17 protein-coding genes are annotated in these 16,141 nt (G+C 73.7%); 8 read left to right on the top strand and 9 right to left on the bottom strand.

The features are described from left to right. Positions 1 to 86: 86 nt before the first annotated feature. Positions 87 to 704, bottom strand: a complete 618-nt coding sequence (locus amrb99_RS39000) for a TetR/AcrR family transcriptional regulator (protein WP_190865959.1) — start codon at positions 702 to 704, stop codon at positions 87 to 89. 37 nt (positions 705 to 741) lie between these two features. Here amrb99_RS39000 and amrb99_RS38995 point away from each other — a divergent pair, with 37 nt between their 5' ends. From amrb99_RS38995 to ddaH, 3 genes are all read left to right on the top strand, one after another. Beyond that, a complete protein-coding gene (locus tag amrb99_RS38995) occupies positions 742 to 1,068 on the top strand; it encodes a rhodanese-like domain-containing protein (protein WP_190865957.1) in 327 nt (108 codons plus the stop codon). Positions 1,069 to 1,170: 102 nt separating this feature from the next. Beyond that, positions 1,171 to 1,797: a TetR/AcrR family transcriptional regulator gene (locus tag amrb99_RS52795; RefSeq protein ID WP_190865955.1), complete on the top strand. Its 627-nt coding sequence runs from the start codon at positions 1,171 to 1,173 to the stop codon at positions 1,795 to 1,797. Between the two features lie 160 nt (positions 1,798 to 1,957). After that, positions 1,958 to 2,800, top strand: coding sequence for a dimethylargininase (gene ddaH, locus amrb99_RS38985; RefSeq protein WP_190865953.1), 843 nt, complete (start codon positions 1,958 to 1,960; stop codon positions 2,798 to 2,800). Between the two features lie 70 nt (positions 2,801 to 2,870). Here the strand turns inward: ddaH and amrb99_RS38980 are convergent, their stop codons facing one another. Both amrb99_RS38980 and amrb99_RS38975 read right to left on the bottom strand, forming a co-directional pair. Then, entirely contained in the window at positions 2,871 to 3,173 is a 303-nt protein-coding gene (locus tag amrb99_RS38980; RefSeq protein ID WP_190865951.1) for an SAV_915 family protein, read from the bottom strand. A gap of 133 nt (positions 3,174 to 3,306) precedes the next feature. Continuing rightward, the gene (locus amrb99_RS38975; RefSeq protein WP_347257042.1) at positions 3,307 to 4,605 is read right to left on the bottom strand and encodes an MFS transporter; all 1,299 of its coding nucleotides are present in this window, start codon (positions 4,603 to 4,605) and stop codon (positions 3,307 to 3,309) included. Positions 4,606 to 4,692: 87 nt separating this feature from the next. On the opposite strand from amrb99_RS38975, the gene amrb99_RS38970 reads away from it, so the two are divergent. Beyond that, positions 4,693 to 5,691, top strand: a complete 999-nt coding sequence (locus tag amrb99_RS38970) for a transcriptional regulator (protein WP_190865949.1) — start codon at positions 4,693 to 4,695, stop codon at positions 5,689 to 5,691. A gap of 6 nt (positions 5,692 to 5,697) precedes the next feature. Here the strand turns inward: amrb99_RS38970 and amrb99_RS38965 are convergent, their stop codons facing one another. Continuing rightward, the gene (locus amrb99_RS38965) at positions 5,698 to 7,155 is read right to left on the bottom strand and encodes a wax ester/triacylglycerol synthase family O-acyltransferase (protein ID WP_190865947.1); all 1,458 of its coding nucleotides are present in this window, start codon (positions 7,153 to 7,155) and stop codon (positions 5,698 to 5,700) included. 252 nt (positions 7,156 to 7,407) lie between these two features. Here amrb99_RS38965 and amrb99_RS38960 point away from each other — a divergent pair, with 252 nt between their 5' ends. Further along, complete coding sequence (locus tag amrb99_RS38960; RefSeq protein ID WP_190865945.1) at positions 7,408 to 8,085, top strand: uracil-DNA glycosylase; 678 nt, start codon at positions 7,408 to 7,410, stop codon at positions 8,083 to 8,085. A gap of 218 nt (positions 8,086 to 8,303) precedes the next feature. Here amrb99_RS38960 and amrb99_RS38955 read toward each other — a convergent pair whose 3' ends face one another. Further along, on the bottom strand, positions 8,304 to 9,158 hold the full coding sequence (locus amrb99_RS38955; RefSeq protein WP_241756343.1) for a hypothetical protein: 855 nt from the start codon (positions 9,156 to 9,158) through the stop codon (positions 8,304 to 8,306). Between the two features lie 132 nt (positions 9,159 to 9,290). Here amrb99_RS38955 and amrb99_RS38950 point away from each other — a divergent pair, with 132 nt between their 5' ends. Together amrb99_RS38950 and amrb99_RS38945 are read left to right on the top strand one after the other, a co-directional pair. After that, entirely contained in the window at positions 9,291 to 10,067 is a 777-nt protein-coding gene (locus amrb99_RS38950; protein WP_190865941.1) for a lysophospholipid acyltransferase family protein, read from the top strand. 61 nt (positions 10,068 to 10,128) lie between these two features. Further along, positions 10,129 to 11,289: a DUF5925 domain-containing protein gene (locus amrb99_RS38945; protein WP_241756342.1), complete on the top strand. Its 1,161-nt coding sequence runs from the start codon at positions 10,129 to 10,131 to the stop codon at positions 11,287 to 11,289. 13 nt (positions 11,290 to 11,302) lie between these two features. Here the strand turns inward: amrb99_RS38945 and amrb99_RS38940 are convergent, their stop codons facing one another. Together amrb99_RS38940 and amrb99_RS38935 are read right to left on the bottom strand one after the other, a co-directional pair. Further along, positions 11,303 to 12,484 (bottom strand): aminotransferase class I/II-fold pyridoxal phosphate-dependent enzyme, encoded by a 1,182-nt coding sequence (locus tag amrb99_RS38940; RefSeq protein ID WP_190865939.1) that lies wholly within the window; start codon positions 12,482 to 12,484, stop codon positions 11,303 to 11,305. A 339-nt stretch (positions 12,485 to 12,823) separates the two neighbouring features. Beyond that, complete coding sequence (locus amrb99_RS38935) at positions 12,824 to 13,627, bottom strand: DUF2470 domain-containing protein (protein ID WP_190865937.1); 804 nt, start codon at positions 13,625 to 13,627, stop codon at positions 12,824 to 12,826. A gap of 64 nt (positions 13,628 to 13,691) precedes the next feature. Between amrb99_RS38935 and rpsD the strand changes: the two genes are divergently transcribed. Beyond that, positions 13,692 to 14,297: a 30S ribosomal protein S4 gene (gene rpsD, locus amrb99_RS38930; protein ID WP_190865935.1), complete on the top strand. Its 606-nt coding sequence runs from the start codon at positions 13,692 to 13,694 to the stop codon at positions 14,295 to 14,297. A gap of 112 nt (positions 14,298 to 14,409) precedes the next feature. On the opposite strand, the gene amrb99_RS38925 is transcribed toward rpsD, so the two are convergent. Both amrb99_RS38925 and amrb99_RS38920 read right to left on the bottom strand, forming a co-directional pair. After that, a complete protein-coding gene (locus amrb99_RS38925; RefSeq protein WP_347257041.1) occupies positions 14,410 to 14,901 on the bottom strand; it encodes a MarR family transcriptional regulator in 492 nt (163 codons plus the stop codon). A gap of 97 nt (positions 14,902 to 14,998) precedes the next feature. Then, on the bottom strand, positions 14,999 to 16,123 hold the full coding sequence (locus amrb99_RS38920) for a hypothetical protein (RefSeq protein ID WP_190865933.1): 1,125 nt from the start codon (positions 16,121 to 16,123) through the stop codon (positions 14,999 to 15,001). Positions 16,124 to 16,141: the final 18 nt, after the last annotated feature.

The raw sequence follows: 16,141 nt of genomic DNA, 5'->3' as shown, positions 1-16,141 counted from the left end.
ACGCCGCGGACGGGCACGCCGCGGACGGGCACGCCGCGGACGGGCACGCCGCGCCGCGTCCCTCCCCGCCGCGTCCCGCCGCCCGGTCACCGCAGCACGGACCGGGCGAGCCGGACGCTCCCCTCCCTGACGCGCTCCTCGCCCAGTTCCGGCAGGAGCGCCGCCACGTGCTCGGCGGACAGCGCCGCGAGCAGGGCGTGCGCGGCGTACTCGGGGTCCGGCGCGCCGTGCGCGAGGATCGCGACGTGGCGGTGCCAGAACCGGTACGCGCCGATCCGGTACCGCGCGCCCGGTGACGCGGTCTCCGACATCCGCACGAGAGCCAGGTGCTCCAGCAGGTAGTCGAGGTACGCCCCGGTGAACGCGACCAGGCGCTCCTCCTCCCCCGCCCCCGGCCCGAGCGGCGGCGGTCCGTGCAGGACCGCCTCCTGGAGCACGCGCTCCCGCGCGTCCAGCAGCGCGGCGGCCAGCCCCGCCTTGTCGCCGAAGCGCCGGAACAGCGTCCCCTTGCCGACGCCGGCCTCCGCCGCCACCTGGTCCATCGACACCGCCTCGACGCCCCGCTCGGCGAACAGCCGGCCGGCCGCCTCCAGCACGGCCGCGCGGTTGCGCGCGGCGTCCGCGCGCTCCTTGGGCGGCGGGGTGCGCAGCAGTTCCAGGGGCGTTGCAGAAGCGGACTGCGGTCCGGTATCGTCTCGAGGCATAACCGGACTATAGTCCGTCTCATCGGGAGGCACTGCCATGACCGCACTCATCGGCCGGGACGAGCTCAAGGCCGCGATCGACGCCGGCACCGTCACCGTGGTCGACGCGCTGGGCGGCGAGTACCACGCCAAGCAGCACCTGCCCGGCGCCGTGCCGCTCGTCGCCGCGGACGTGGACGCGCAGGCGCCCGCCCTGCTGCCCGACCGCGCCGCCGCGATCGTCACCTACTGCTCCAACCCGGCCTGCCCCAACAGCGGGCAGGTCGCCGACCGGCTCACCGCGCTCGGCTACACCAACGTCCGCAAGTACCGCGAGGGAATCGAGGACTGGGTGGCCGCCGGGCTCCCCACCGAATCCGCCTGACCCTGCGGCGGAGCGGGCGCGCGCACCGCGTGCCCTCTCCGCGCGCCTGCTCCGCACGACGGCACCCGCGACCGTCACGAGCCCGTCACTTAGAGTGATTTCATGGAGGGAACCGAAGAGGACCGGCTGACCGAGACCGCGACGCGGATCTTCGCGGAGCTCGGGTACGACGGGACGTCGCTGCAGATGATCGCCGACGCGGCGGGCATCGACCTCGACACCGTCCACCGCGTCGCCGCGACCAAGGCGGACCTGTACCGCATCGTGATGCGCCACGCCGACGAGGCCGAGGAGACGGCGCTGCGGGAGGCGCTGGCCGGCTTCACCCCCGACCGGCGCGGCATCATGCTCCTCGCGGACGCCTACCTGGACTTCTACGCCTCCCATCCGCAGGTCCTGGCGCTCTGGCAGCACCGGTGGATGGGGGACGCCGCCGACCTGCCCGACCTCGAAGAGGTCTACACCAAGCCCCTGTCCCGCGACATCGCCGACACGGTGCGCGGCCTCGTCCCGCCCGACGTCGATCCGGACTACCTCATCTGGAGCGTGGTCTGGTGCGTCTACGGCTTCCTCACCGGCGGCGTCGTCCACAGCGGCCCGGACGAGCCGCCCCGCCGCCACACCCCGAGCACCGCCCCCTGCCCCCACGACGACGTGGCGGGGTTCCGGGCCTTCCTGCACACGATGCTCGACCACATGTTCACCCCGCTCCCCCGGCCGCCCGCCTGACACTCCCGCCTCCTGCCGGGGCACCGCAACGATTCGCCGTGCGCAGGGCGCAACACGCAACGAATCCGCAGGTCAGCGCAAGGACGACGCATTGGAATGCGGCGCGTTCGTTTCTAGGCTTTCGCTTAGTCGAGTCGTTTTGGCAGCCCCAGGAGACAGCATGACCGTGATGCCGGCGACGGAGCCGACCACCCCGCGGCGGACCGCGCTGCGGCGGCACTACCTGATGTGCCGCCCCGAGCACTTCGCCGTGACCTACGCCATCAACCCGTGGATGGACCCGGCCGCCGGCGCGGACGCGGGGCGGGCCGTCGCGCAGTGGGAGGCGCTGCGCGCCGCCTACCTGTCGCTCGGCCACGAGGTCAGCCTCATCGACCCGATCGAGGGCCTCCCGGACATGGTCTTCGCCGCGAACGGCGCCCTCGTCGTCGGCGGGCGGGCCTACGGCGCGCGGTTCACCTTCCCCGAGCGGGCCGCCGAAGGCCCCGCCTACGCCGACTGGCTCCGCAAGAACGGCTTCCCGGACGTCCTCCTGCCGGAGCACACCAACGAGGGCGAGGGCGACTTCCTCACGCTGGACCACGTCATCCTGGCCGGGACGGGCTTTCGCACCGACATCGCCGCCCACCAGGAGGCGCAGGAGTTCCTCGGCCGCCCGGTGGTGACGCTGCGGCTGATCGACCCGCGCTTCTACCACCTGGACACCGCGCTGTTCCCGCTCGGCGGCGCGAACGTCGCCTACTTCCCGGGCGCCTTCTCGCCCGGCAGCCGCGCGGTGCTCGAACGGCTCTTCCCGGAGGCCGTGATCGCGGACGAGGCGGACGCGGCCGTCCTCGGCCTCAACGCGGTCTGCGACGGCCGCAACGTCGTCATCAACGCCGAGGCCGCCGGCCTGATCGGCACGCTGCGCGAGCACGGGTACGAGCCCGTCCCGGTGGATCTGTCGGAGCTCCGCAAGGCCGGCGGCGGCCCCAAGTGCTGCACGCTGGAGCTGCGGCCCTGACCCGTCCGCCCGGCGGCGGCGTCCGCCGCCGGGCCTCGCCCCGCCCCGGTCCGTGCGAGCCGGCGGCCGGTCAGGAGGCGTCCCCCTCCACCTGGCTGAAGTCGACGTCCCAGAGGACGACGTCGGCCCCGGCGAGTTCGGCGAGCTCCTCGATGCCCTCGGGGGCGCGGACCTGGACGGCCACCCAGGGCTGGTCCTCGCCGCAGCCGGCGACGAGGAGTTCGAGGGAGGAGTACATGGGCAGGACGCTGCGGCCGTCCTCGAACCGGCTCAGGACGAACTCGGCGATGCCGTCGCCCTGGTGGAAGCGGCGGGAGGGGACGTAGACGACCTGTGTCCAGGCGGCCGCGCCGCCGTCCTGCCCGTCCGCCACCCGGTGCCCCTCGTGCAGTTGTCGGTCGAAAACAGATCAACTCTACACATCGATGTCCACCGAGCGTCAAGATGGATCTGACCCGAGCCGGTGACACATTACGGCCGGCCGGAGAATGGCTTTTCCTGCGCCTTTACCGGTCCTCGGAGAGGGCGAGGTGGCGGCGGGTGAGGTGGCGTGTCCGCAGCACGCCCGCGACGCCGATCGTCCAGATGAGGACCTGGACGGTCCAGGCGGCGCGGAAGGCGGACGGGGTGAAGTCCTTGCCGGGCGACAGGGCGTCCAGCACGAACCCGATCAGCAGGATGGTGACGAGGGCGGCGGCGAAGCCGCCGACGTTGACGATCCCGGTGGCGGTGCCCTGCCGGGCGGGCGGGTTGAAGGTGCGGGCGTAGTCGAAGCCGATCATGGCGCCGGGCCCGCCGAGCGCGACGCAGACCACCAGCACGACCAGCAGCCAGGCCGGCGCGGGCGGCGGCCAGGCGAGGACGGCGGCCCAGGCGGCGGCGTTGGTCCCGACGATGCCGAGGACGAGCCGGGAGCGGCGCAGCGGGTACCGGGCGACGAGCCGCCCGACGAACGGCCCGGAGACGACGTTGGCCAGCACGAACAGGGTGAGCAGCGTCGACGCGGCGGAGGGGCGCATCCCCTGGCCGGACACCAGGTACGGGTAGCCCCACATGAGCGCGAAGGTGTTGGACGAGAACTGGGTGACGAAGTGCGTCCAGAGGCCGAGGCGGGTGCCGGGGTGCCGGAAGGCGGCGCGCAGGTCGCGGCCGACCTGGCGCAGCGGCGGGGGCGCGGTGCGGACGGCGCCGGGCGCCGAGTCGCGCAGGACGGCGACGGACAGCACGCCGACGAGCACGCCGAGGGCGGCGGCGGAGCCGAACGCGGCCGTCCAGCCGGGGCCGTGCAGCAGCGCGACGAGCGGGACGGCGCTGAGCACCTGGCCGAGCTGGCCGAGCAGGCCGGTGAGCTGGGTGACGACGGGCGCCTGCCGGCCGGGGAACCAGGTCGCGACGATGGACAGCACGCTGATGAAGGTCATCGCGTCGCCGGCGCCGACCATGACGCGGGCGGCGACGGCGGTGCCGACGGAGGTGGAGACGGCCATCAGCGCCTGCCCGGCGGCCATCAGCAGCGCGCCGCCGGCGATCATCCACCGGGGGCCGACGCGGTCCAGCAGCAGCCCGACGGGGATCTGGAGGCCCGCGTAGACCAGGAGCTGGAGGACGGTGAAGGAGGCCAGCATCCCGGCGGACGCGCCGAAGCGGTGGACCGCGTCGATGCCGGCGACGCCGAAGGACGTCCGGTGCAGGACCGCCACCACGTAGGCGAGGACGCCCACGCCCCACAGCGCCCAGGCGAGGGGCGCCGCGCTCCGCTTCTCCAGGGGTTCCAGGGGGTTTTCTACGCTTTGGGCGGTCTGCACGTATCGCTACTTTAGGTCACGTTCTCCGGTGATCCGGACCCGGATCGGGTCGCGCCGGCGCGGCCCCCATGGCCTACGGTCGGCGTGGTGAACGCTGACGAGGAACGGTGGCGGGCCGAGCGCGCGCTGCTGAACGCCGGCCGCGACCGCCTCGGGCGGCTCGCGAGCGACCTCTACCCCGGCGTCCCGCGCGTCGCGGGGACACGGCTGATGTGCCGCGAGGAATGGATCCCGGACGCCCCCGTCCCCCTGGAGGACGTCCGGCTGGAATGGGACCCGGCACCTGAACCGCCCGCCGTCGCCGACCCGTCCGACGGGCTCCCGGACGGGTACCGCACCTACGCGGGCGCCCTGGCCGCGCTCGCCCCGCCGAGGATCTTCGACGACCGGCCGAGCTACCGCCTGCTCGCCGCCGCCCCGCCCATCCTGCGGTTCGGCCCCGGCCGGTACTTCGACGGCGTGAACGTCGGCGAGGCCGCCGCGCACGAGCTGGCCGCCGGCCGAGACGGCCTGCGCCGCCGCGTCGGCGACCCCTGCGACCTGCGCCGCCGGACGGCGCTGTGCGCGATCACGACGCTGACCGTCACGGTGTCCGGCGCGTACGTGCTGCACTGGCGGGACCCGGCGAAGGTCGCGCACGCGGGCGGCCTCCACCAGGTGATGCCGGTCGGCGTCTTCCAGCCGCTGGCGGACGAGCGCGACGACCTCGACCTGTGGCGCTGCATGGTCCGCGAATACGCCGAGGAACTGCTCGGAATGGACGAGGACTACGGCGACCATTTCGTCCAGGAGGAATGGCCGTTCCACCGGGCGATGACGCAAGCGCGGAAGGAGCGCCGCGTCCGCGCCCATTTCCTCGGGCTCGGCGTCGATCCGCTGACGTTCGCGCTCGACATCCTGACCGCCGTCGTGATGGACGACGCGGCGTTCGCGGACCTGTTCGGCGGGCTCGTCGAGGTCAACGACGAGGGCCGCGTGTCCATGGCGGACCTCGGCGGGCCGGTCCCGGGGCCGATGCAGCCGGCCGGAGCCGCCGCGCTCGCGCTGGCCCGGCGGCACCGCGCCGCCCTCGGCATCGGCGGCTGAGCGCCGTCAGCCCTCGCCGAGGACCTGCCGGCTGAGCGCCCGCAGCTCGTCCAGCGCGTCGTCGAGGTGGTCGATGAGCTCCGACGGGTCGGGCACCAGGTCGCGGCAGGCGACGATGCCGACGTCCACCTTGCCGTCGTAGGAGAAGACCGTGATGTTCATGCCGCCGCTGACGTCGGTGACCACGGAGATCGGGTAGTAGCCGAGCACCCGCGCGCCGCACAGGTACAGCGGGAACTGCGGCCCCGGCACGTTCGACACGACGAGGTTCACCGGGCGCAGCGACACCGCCGACGCCGCCTGCAGCGCGAACCGGGTGACGGCGCCCGCGACCGGCGCGGGCAGCAGCCCGCTCATCTCCCGCACCCAGCCGCCCGACGACGCGGTGAACCGCCGCTTGACCAGGTCCATGTCGCGCCGGACGGCGGCGTACCGCTCGGCCGGGTCGGGGATGTGGGTGGCCAGCGGCGTGCTCATGATCGACACCTGGTTGCCGCCGGGACCGGCGCCGCCCGCCAGCCGCAGCGACACCGGCACGCCCGCGACCAGCGGGCCGTCCGGCAGGTCGCCGCGCTTGTCCAGCCACTGCCGCAGCGCGGTCGCGCACAGCGCCATGACCACGTCGTTGACGCTGCCGCCGAGGCCCCGCCGGATCTCCTTGACGTCCGCGAGCGGCAGCTCGCCGCAGGCGACGGCGCGGCGCCGGCCCACCGGCCGGTTGAACGGGGTGGGCGGCGCGGCGGCCCGCGGCACCGGCGGCGCCTCCGGCCGCCCCAGCGCGCCCTGCACCAGCGACGACACGAACCCGATGCCGGGGATCGACGCGAGGCCGGGGATCTCGTCCAGGTACGGGGCGGTGCGCGCGACCGACAGCACCGACCGGACGGGGTGCGCCGCCGCCCGCAGCAGGCCCGTCCCGACCATGGCCGCCGGGCTCGGCGCGCGCGTGGGAGCGGCGTCGTCCGGCGGCAGCTCGCGGGGCTCGGGCGACAGGTCGAGCAGCGCGGCGAGCGTCTCGGCCGCCAGCACGCCGTCGATCGCCGCGTGGTGCACCTTCAGGTACACGGCGACGCGGCCGCCCCGCAGCCCCTGGATCAGCGCGATCTCCCACAGCGGGCGGGACCGGTCGAGCGGCTGCTCGTGCAGCATCGCGACCGCGTCGGCGAGCTGCCGGTCGTCACCGGGCGCGGGCAGCCCGATCTCGACGATGTGCTTCTCCGGCGCGAAGTCCGGGTCGTCCTCCCAGTACGGGAAGTCCAGGCCGAGCGGCACCCGGACGAGGCGCCGCCGCAGCGGCGGCGCCAGGTGGGCGCGGTCGCGCACCAGGCCGGCCACCTGCTCGACGGTGAGCCGCCCGCCCGGGCACGACGCGGGATCGAGCACCCCGAGCCCCGCGATGTGGGCGTGCACGTTGCCCATCTCGGCGTTCAGGAATGTGGCGTCCACGCTGGTCAGCTGGTTCATCCGATCGTCCCGTCCGCTCGTCCGGCACTTGCCTGCCCTCCCAGGTTTCGGCGGCGGACGCGGAACGTCAACGCTCCACGGCGGGAAGTAACGCCGACTTAACGGGACGTTTCACCCGGTTCATCTGCCGATTGGGGCAACAGGAAACCTTTTCCCGATCGGCCACCCTGTTCTGGTCAGGGAACGTCACAGGCCTGATCAAGAAACGGTTCGCCCTCCGCCCCGTTGATCATCGCACTAGGCTGATGCGCCATGACGGCACGCCCCCTCACCGAGATCGTCGAAGCCGGCTGGGCGCAGGCCCTCGCCCCCGTCGCCGGGACGATCGCCGCCGCCGGCGACTGGCTGCGCGCCGAGGTCGCCGCCGGACGCCGCTACCTGCCCGCCGGGAACCTCATCCTGCGCGCCTTCACCCAGCCGTTCGACGACGTCCGGGTGCTGATCGTCGGCCAGGACCCGTACCCGACGCCCGGCCACCCGGTCGGCCTCAGCTTCTCCGTCGCCCCCGACGTCCGGCCGCTGCCCGCCAGCCTCGTCAACATCTTCCGCGAGTACTGCGACGACCTCGGCCACCCCGAGCCGTCCAACGGCGACCTCACGCCCTGGGCCGAGCGCGGCGTCCTGCTGCTGAACAGGTCCCTCACCGTCATGCCGCGCAAGCCCGGCTCGCACCGCGACAAGGGCTGGGAGCAGGTCACCGAGCAGGCCATCCGCGCCCTCGCCGCCCGCGACCGCCCGCTCGTCGCGATCCTGTGGGGCCGCGACGCCCGCAACCTCAAGCCGATGCTCGGCAACGTCCCCTGCATCGAGTCGCCGCACCCGAGCCCCTACTCCGCCAACAGCGGCTTCTTCGGCTCCCGCCCCTTCACCCGCGCCAACCAACTCCTGGAACAGCAAGGCGCCCAACCCATCGACTGGAAACTCCCGTAAAAGCCGGCCCGGAAGACCCGGCTGAACACCCATACGAAAGACCAGACCCCAGCCACCGCACGGGCAGGCACGCGGAGCGAGCGCCAGCGAGCGCAGCGGGCATGCCCGACGACGGGGGACGCGTTTCGCGCGGAGCGCCAGCGGAGCGGGAAACGCGTCCCCCGTCGTGACGGGGGTTCCAGGGGGTCGCCCCCCTGGGAAAACACAGTCCCCCTGGGTCAACCGGGCAGTCTTCGGAGGAGGGTGGCGAACTCGCCGGTGCCCTCGTGGGGGGCGTCGGGGGGCAGGGGGGTCAGGCGGCGCTCGCCGTGGCTCCAGTAGACGCCGGGGGCGCAGGGGTCGTCGGCGGCCGCGTGCATCTCGCGGACGACGTCGGCGAAGACGGGGAGCACCTCGCGGACGGCCGTGGACGTGATCGGGTACAGCAGCAGCGTGCTGTGGCACGGGACGCCGACCAGCGCGCCGTGCTCGTTCGGCACCGGGAGGAACTGGTCGACCTCGCTGAGCAGCGCCGACACGTACCGGCTGCCCGGTTTCGCGACCACCCGGACGTTGCGTCCGGGCAGCAGGGGCTGGTCGTGCACCGACACGTCCGACAGCTCGCGGTCATGGGTGTTCGTCATCACGTAGCCGAGCTTGTGCAGGCCCAGCAGGCCGGCCCGCGCCTTCGTCAGCGGCCCGCCGTAGCGCGGATGCTCGATCATCACCATCGCGTCGAAGTGGTCGCCGGCCGGGACGACGACGAGGCCCTCCCGGTCGCGCGGCGCGAGCTTCGGCACGATCCGCAGCCGCAGCAGCTCGCGGACGTCGCCGAACAGCTCCATCTCGCCCACGGCGAGGAACGCGCGGTCGCCGACCTCGCGGACCCACTCGTCCACCACCTGCGGCCACGCCGAGCGCGGCTCGCGGGCGCAGCGCTCCAGCACCGTCCAGCTGGAGGCGCGCGCCTCGGACCGGCCGAGCGGCAGCACCACCTCGGACGTTCCGGAGTCGAACCAGGCGCTGGGCGCCAGCGCCGGGAGCACGTCGCGGATGAGCGCGTGCACGTCCGCCGCCGCGTCCAACGGTTCCATGCTCATCCCCCTTCACCATCGGCGGATCACGTCACACCCCCCACCTTCTCAGAGTTCCGGCCGCTTGTGGGATCCATCGCGATCCCGGCGCCGCACTCGCTGATCATGGCGTGCCTCAAGTACGGTGCTGACATGTCCGAACGCGTGTACCCGCCAGTGATCAAGACGGCTCTTGGCGTGTTCAAGGCCCTGAACATCAAGTTCCGTCTGGAGGGGACCGAACACATTCCCGCCGAGGGCGGTGCCGTGCTCGTCAGCAACCACGTCAGCTACCTCGACTTCATCTTCGCGGGGCTGGCCGCGCACCCGGCGGGCCGGCTGGTGCGGTTCATGGCGAAGAAGGAGATCTTCGACAACCGGGTCGGCGGGCCGCTGATGCGCGGGATGAAGCACATCCCGGTCGACCGGGAGGCGGGCGCCTCCTCGTACGCGGCGGCGCTGAAGGCGCTGCGCGGCGGGGAGATCGTCGGGGTGTTCGCGGAGGCGACGATCAGCCGGTCGTTCACCGTGAAGGAGATCAAGAGCGGCGCGGTGCGGATGGCGGTGGCGTCCAAGACCCCGCTGATCCCGGTCGCGATCTGGGGCCCGCAGCGGCTGTGGACGAAGGGCCGCAAGCGCCGGCTGCTGCAGCGCAACGTGCCGGTGACGATCCTCGTCGGCGAGCCCATGTACCCCAAGCGCGGCGACGACTACGACCAGGTCACCGAGGACCTGCGGGTCCGCATGTCCGAGCTGCTGGAGAAGGCGCAGCGCGAGTACCCCGACGTCCCGAAGGCGGGCGAGAAGTGGTGGCAGCCCGCCTACCTCGGCGGCACGGCGCCGACGCCGGAGGAGGCCGAGAAGCTCGACTTCCAGGAGGCGGAGGCGCGCCGGGCCGCCCGGCAGGAGCGCGAGGGCGGCGCCGCCTGAGCCGCTCCGGTGTCCCTAATTCGGTGGACGCGCCCGCCCGCGACGCCTGATGATCAGTGACATGACCATGTCGCGGGAGAGCGCGCAGGACGTCCTGCATCTCGTCGGCCCCGGGGAGAACGCGAGCGACCCCGGGCCCGACGCGACGCTGCCCGTGGTCTTCAACCTCAGCGACAACAACTCCCCCGCCGACGTGATGGACGTGCTGTCGCTGCGCCCGTTCGCGTCGGGCGAGCAGCCGTGGTCGCGGTCGACGCGGCTGGACCACGTCCGCCCGGAGGCGCCGCTGCGCCCGGACGGGGCGCGGCTCGTGCGGGTGGCCCGCGAGAAGGGCAAGGAGTCGGTGCTGGCCGAGGGCGACGGCTGGACGCTGCTGACGAACCGGTGGAAGAACGGCAGCGCGTACCTCGCGGTGTCGGCGGTGTCGGACGCGCTGGCGGAGTCGGTCCTGGACGCGTCGGTGAAGGACGCGACGGATCCGCCGAAGACCGACGAGACCAGTGTCGAGATGGGCTTCTGGCACATGGGGATGCACGGGCCGTCCCGGGACGAGCGGGCGATCTCCGCCGACGCGTGGGAGGACATCCGCGGCAACTACACCGCCGCGGTCGCCGACGCGCTCGACCGGGTGATGAAGCTGACCCGCGACGAGGTGGCGGGCCGGCTCCTGCTGCTGCACGGCCCGCCCGGCACCGGCAAGACCACGGCGCTGCGCGCGCTCGCGCGGGCGTGGGGCAAGTGGTGCCAGGCCGACTGCGTGCTCGATCCGGAGGCGCTGTTCGGTACGCCGAGCTACCTCATGGAGGTGGCGGTCGGCGACGACGAGGACGAGAACCGCCGCTGGCGGCTGCTCATCCTGGAGGACTGCGACGAGCTGATCCGCGGCGAGGCGAAGCAGTCGACGGGCCAGGGCCTGTCGCGGCTGCTGAACCTCACCGACGGGATGCTCGGGCAGGGCCGGGACGTGCTGGTGGCGATCACCACCAACGAGGACCTGGCGATGCTGCATCCGGCGGTGGTGCGGCCGGGGCGCTGCCTCGCGCAGATCGAGGTGGGCCGGCTGTCCCGCGAGGAGTCGGTGGCGTGGCTGGACGGCTCGGACGCCGCGTCCGAGATCGGCCCGGACGGCGCCACCCTCGCGGAGCTGGCCGCGCTCCGCAAGGGCGAGCACCGTCCCGAGACGCACGCGGCCCCCTCCACCGCCACCGGCTTCTACCTCTAGCCTCCGGGTTCGGTCAGGTGGCCTTGGCGAGGGCCTGCTCGATGTCCTGCCAGAGGTCGTCGGGGTCTTCCAGGCCGACGGCGAGGCGGACGGTGCCCTCGCCGATGCCGGCGGCGGCGAGGGACGCGGCGTCCATCTGGCGGTGCGACGTGCTCGCGGGGTGCATGACGAGCGTGCCGGTGTCGCCGAGCGACGGGCTGAGCGACACCAGCCGCACCGACTCGCTGAACACCTGCCCGGCCTCGCGCCCGCCGGCCAGCTCGAACGACAGGACGCCGCCGGCGCCGTCCGGCAGCAGCCGGCGCGCGATCTCGTGCTGCGGGTGGTCGGCGAGCCCGGGGTAGTGGACGCGGTCGACGGACGCGTGCCCGGCGAGGCGGCGGGCGAGGTCGAGGGCGTTCGCGCTGTGCCGGGCGACGCGCATCGGCGCGGTCGCGAGCCCGCGGAGGGTCAGCCAGGCGGCGAACGGGTCGGCGGTGGAGCCGAGTTCGACGGCGTGGTCCCAGACGCGGCGGTGCAGGTCCGGGTCGGCGAACACGGCGGCGCCGCCCATGACGTCGCCGTGCCCGCTGAGGAACTTGGTGACGGAGTGGACGACGATGTCCGCGCCGTGCTCCAGCGGCCGGAACAGCAGCGGCGCGAACGTGTTGTCGACGACGGTGAGCACGCCCGTCCCCCGGACGGCCTCGGCGAACGCGGGGATGTCGGTGACGTGGGTGGTCGGGTTCGCGACCGTCTCCAGGTAGAGCATGCGCGTGTTCGGGCGCAGCGCGGCCCGGACCTCGCCGGGGTCGTCGCCGGGGATGTGCGTCAGCTCGACGCCCCACCGGTCGGCGAGGTCGTGCAGCAGCGCGTACGTGCCGCCGTACAGCGACGACTGCGCGATGACGTGGTCGCCGGATTTCAGCAGCGCCATCAGGACGCCGTTGACCGCGCCCATGCCGGCGGCGGTGGCGAGGGCCCCGGCGCCGCCCTCGATCTCGGCGAGGGCCTCTTCCAGGGAGCGGACGGTCGGGTTGCTCATCCGCCCGTACAGGAACGCCTGCCCCGGGCCGTGGAACGCGGCGGCGAGGTCGTCGGCGGCGTCGAAGGCGAACAGGTGCCCCTGGTAGATCGGCTGGCCGAGCGGGCGGCTGCCGGACGGCGTGATCACGGGCGGGTGGACGGCTCGGGTCTGCGGATGGTGTCCGGTCATGTTCCCAGCCTGCGGTGCGGCGGCGGGCGAGCGGCAGAGCCAATCGCGGGCAGTGGCCTGGAGAGGTTCGACCAGTGGCCCGGACCACGCCCCCGGCTTCCGCTCCGCGGCGCCGGACCACCGGCCCGGCCGGGGCCGCCGCCGTCCCGCCGCCCGGTACGGTTCCCGTCCGCCTGCTCACCCACCCCGCGAGGGCGAGCCGGCGGCCGGGGCGTCCCGGGCGGGCGGCGGGCGGCGTCCCGCGGCCGGAGACCCGAGCATGTCCCGAAGGGGACGGTCCGCGCCATCCGTGAGATCACGGCCATATGGACGGATATTTCGGTGTTCGTCCCGTACGGACTACGGGGTCGCGTGCGCGAACAGGTGCCGGTACACCCGGCGCAGGCCGTGGAGATCACTGACCGGCTCGCCGAACGTCAACCGCAGGTCGAACGTCCCGCCCGTGTCCGGCGACGGAGCGGAGCAGCGCAGCCACATCCCGTACCGGTCCAGCCCGAGCGGCCGGACCTCCGGCAACCCGTCCGGGTCGCCGGACGGGGACGCCGACACCGGCAGCAGGCCCTTCAGCTCGTCGCGGTGGCAGGAGTCCAGGTGCGCCAGGATGCCCGCGCCGATCGCCGCGAACGGGTCCGGCCCGGCGGCCGCGTACTCCTCGGGTTCGAGGGTCGCGCCGCCCCAGGCGTCCTCGATCTCGACCTGCGCGACGTCCATCGTGAGCACCGTCCACTCCCCGTCGCTCGGCGGCTCCTCGGCGGCCAGGTCGAGCAGTTCGGGACGCGGGTGCGGGCGGGACAGCCGCAGCGCGGCGGCCCGCAGCCCGGCCGGCGGCAACTCCGTCAGCCATCCGTGCAGCCACGCCCGGCCCCGCACCCGGTCGGCGAGCGGCACCGGCGCGACGTCGCAGATCCGCAGCGTGGCGGGCAGGTCGTCCTCCCCGTCCAGCGCCCTGACCAGCGGCGAGTCCTTCGGCAGGAGCAGCAGCGGCCGCCCGTCGAGGTCCGTCGTGTACGCCGGGACGGGCGTGTGCGGGACGCCCGGCGCCGCGAGGACGCCGTCCCCCATGCCGTAGGCGAGCGTCCGCGCCCGTTCCGCCGCTGTCGGCCCGCCCACCCGCGTCCCCGTCGTGTCCGCTCGCCCCACCATGGCCTCCTTGACGTACTGAGTTAGGCTTGCCTAACTAAGGCTTACCTAACCACTGAGGAGCGCGATGAACAACCCCCGGCCCAAGGTCCGCCTCTCCCGGGCCCTCGGCATCCCGCTGACCCCGAAGTCCGTCACGTACTTCGAGGCCCGCCCCTACCCGCCCGGCGTGCACGGCCGCGCCCGCAAGCAGGAGAGCGACTACAAGGTCCGGCTCCGCGAGAAGCAGCGGCTCCGCGCGCAGTACAACATCCGCGAGGCCCAGCTCAGCAACGCCTTCGCCAAGGCCGCCAAGGCCGGCGGCAAGACCGGCGAGGCCCTCCTCGTCGACCTCGAACGCCGGCTGGACGCGCTCGTCCTGCGCGCCGGCCTCGCCCGCACGATCTACCAGGCCCGCCAGTTCGTCGTGCACCGCCACATCCTCGTGAACGGCCGCCGCGTCGACCGCCCCTCCTTCCGCCTCCGCCCCGGCGACGTCATCACCGTCGCCGAACGCAGCCGCGGCATGGACGCCTTCCAGATCGCCGCCGCCGGCGGCCACACCGACACCGTCCCGCCCTACCTCGACGTCCGCCACGACGCCCTCGCCGCCCGGCTCACCCGCCTCCCCGAACGCCGCGAGATCCCCGTCATCTGCGACGAGCAACTCGTCGTCGAGCACTACTCGAGATGATTCCCAGGGGGGCGACCCCCTGGAACCCCCGTCACGACGCAGTCGATCCTCACGCCACCGCTCGGGTCCCTCTGACCGTGCGGCGTGCGGCTCGTGGCGCTGCGGCATGCGGTTATCTCAGGGTGCCGAGTTCCTTGCGGGCGGTGGTGCTCAGGGTGCGGAGGGCCGAGACGAGGGCGTGGCGCTGCTCGTCGGTGAGGGGGCCCGCGAAGTGCTCGCGGAGCGTCTCGGCGTGCACCCGCATCGCCTCGTCGAGCTTGGCGCGGCCCGCGTCGGTGAGCTCGACCAGGTGGCGGCGGCGGTCGCCCTCGTGCGGCCGGCGGCGGACGAGCCCCGCCTCCTGCATCCGGTCGACCAGCCGGGTCATGCCGCCGCTGGTGAGGATCAGCTCGCCGGCCAGCCCGCCCATGTCGGGGCAGTCCGCGCCCGCGGACGACAGCCGGAGCAGCACCTCGAACACCGCGTGCCGGATGCCGCAGCGGCGCTCCAGCTCGCGGCCCGCGATGCGCTCCAGCAGGGCCGCGGCGCCGAGCAGCGCGCCGAACTCGTGGATCACCTCGTCCGGCACCCGGGTGCCGCCGTCTGAGACCGAACGCTCCGTCACCATCGACATTCTGCCCGCCCCCTACGACACGTTCCCCTGCACAACGCGCCGCGCCCCGCACGGCTTCCACCGTGCGGGGCGCGGGACGCCGCGTGCGTCAGTTCTTGGGCTTGCCGCTCCCGGTCGTGCTCGGGGACGGCGACGCGGCGCTGCTCCCCGGCACCAGGCCGCCGCTCCCGGCGTTCTGGTTGCTGTCGTTCACGCCGGACGGGTACTGCTTGGTGACCTTCCACTTGCCGTCGACCTTCGCCAGCGCGAGGCGCAGCAGCGTGGCCGGCTGGCTCACCTTGCCGTCCTTGGTCTGCAGGCCGATGTCGACCATGACGACCACGGTGGCGAACTTGCCGTTGACGCTGCCGACGAACACGTCGGTGCTCTTGGACGACATCCCGACCTGGGAGTCGCTCTTGAACGCCGCGGTCAGGCCCGGCAGCGTGGACTGCTTGAACTGGTCGAGCAGGTCCCCGGCCATCAGCTTCTCGGCCTTGGCCGCCTGCGACTGGTAGTTGGACGCGTTGTAGTTGAACGCCACGTCCCCGTACTGCAGGGCCACCTTGGAGACCTCGCCGCGGGCGTCCTTGTCGGACGCCAGGCCGCTCGCCCTCGTCCACTGCCAGATCGCGAGGCTCGCCAGCACCGCGACCACGACGACCGTCGCGATGACGCGGACCAGCGACGACGAGTCGGCGTGCTCCTTCGGCGGGCGGGGCGGCGTGTAGGAGAACGGGCCGACCTTGCGCGCCGGACGCGCCGCCGCCGCGTCCGCCCGCTCCTCGGCCTCCTCCTCCGGGGGCTCGAGCCGCTCCGGACGGGGCTTCGCCGCGGCGGGCCGTGCGGGAGACGCCTTGGCGGCGGGCTTCGCCGCGGGCCGGGCCGCCTTCGCGGGCCGGGCCGGGCGCTCGTCCTCCTCGTCCTCGGCCTCGATCGCCTCCAGGACGTCCTCGAGGTCGTCATCGTCGTCGATGACCTCGATGACCCGGACCCGCCGCTTGCGCTTCGGCCGCGCGGCGGCGGGCCGCTCGGCGGCGGGCCGCTCGGCGGCGGGCCGCTCGGCGGCCTCCGCAGCGCCGTCCTCCTGCTCCGACGCCCCGGCCTGCGCGGCCTCCGCGTCCTCGACCGCCTCGTCCTGCTCGGACGCGACCGCCTCGACCTCGTCGGCCTCGCCGTCCGGGTGGCTCTCCCGGGCGGCGTCCGCGGCTTCCTTGGTGGTCTTGGCTGTCACTTCGGTACTCCTACGGGG

Source organism: Actinomadura sp. RB99, from assembly GCF_014706005.1.
Taxonomy (GTDB): Bacteria; Actinomycetota; Actinomycetes; order Streptosporangiales; family Streptosporangiaceae; genus Spirillospora.
The sequence above is the reverse complement of the archived record's forward strand: the minus strand, read 5'-3'. Positions and strand labels throughout refer to the sequence as shown.

Coding starts and splice junctions, on each gene's coding strand:
- amrb99_RS39000 (WP_190865959.1), bottom strand. CDS start 704: ATGCCTCGAGACGATACCGGACCGCAGTCCGCTTCTGCAACGCCCCTG.
- amrb99_RS38995 (WP_190865957.1), top strand. CDS start 742: ATGACCGCACTCATCGGCCGGGACGAGCTCAAGGCCGCGATCGACGCC.
- amrb99_RS52795 (WP_190865955.1), top strand. CDS start 1,171: ATGGAGGGAACCGAAGAGGACCGGCTGACCGAGACCGCGACGCGGATC.
- ddaH (WP_190865953.1), top strand. CDS start 1,958: ATGACCGTGATGCCGGCGACGGAGCCGACCACCCCGCGGCGGACCGCG.
- amrb99_RS38965 (WP_190865947.1), bottom strand. CDS start 7,155: ATGAACCAGCTGACCAGCGTGGACGCCACATTCCTGAACGCCGAGATG.
- amrb99_RS38960 (WP_190865945.1), top strand. CDS start 7,408: ATGACGGCACGCCCCCTCACCGAGATCGTCGAAGCCGGCTGGGCGCAG.
- amrb99_RS38955 (WP_241756343.1), bottom strand. CDS start 9,158: ATGGAACCGTTGGACGCGGCGGCGGACGTGCACGCGCTCATCCGCGAC.
- amrb99_RS38950 (WP_190865941.1), top strand. CDS start 9,291: ATGTCCGAACGCGTGTACCCGCCAGTGATCAAGACGGCTCTTGGCGTG.
- amrb99_RS38945 (WP_241756342.1), top strand. CDS start 10,129: ATGACCATGTCGCGGGAGAGCGCGCAGGACGTCCTGCATCTCGTCGGC.
- amrb99_RS38940 (WP_190865939.1), bottom strand. CDS start 12,484: ATGACCGGACACCATCCGCAGACCCGAGCCGTCCACCCGCCCGTGATC.
- amrb99_RS38935 (WP_190865937.1), bottom strand. CDS start 13,627: ATGGTGGGGCGAGCGGACACGACGGGGACGCGGGTGGGCGGGCCGACA.
- rpsD (WP_190865935.1), top strand. CDS start 13,692: ATGAACAACCCCCGGCCCAAGGTCCGCCTCTCCCGGGCCCTCGGCATC.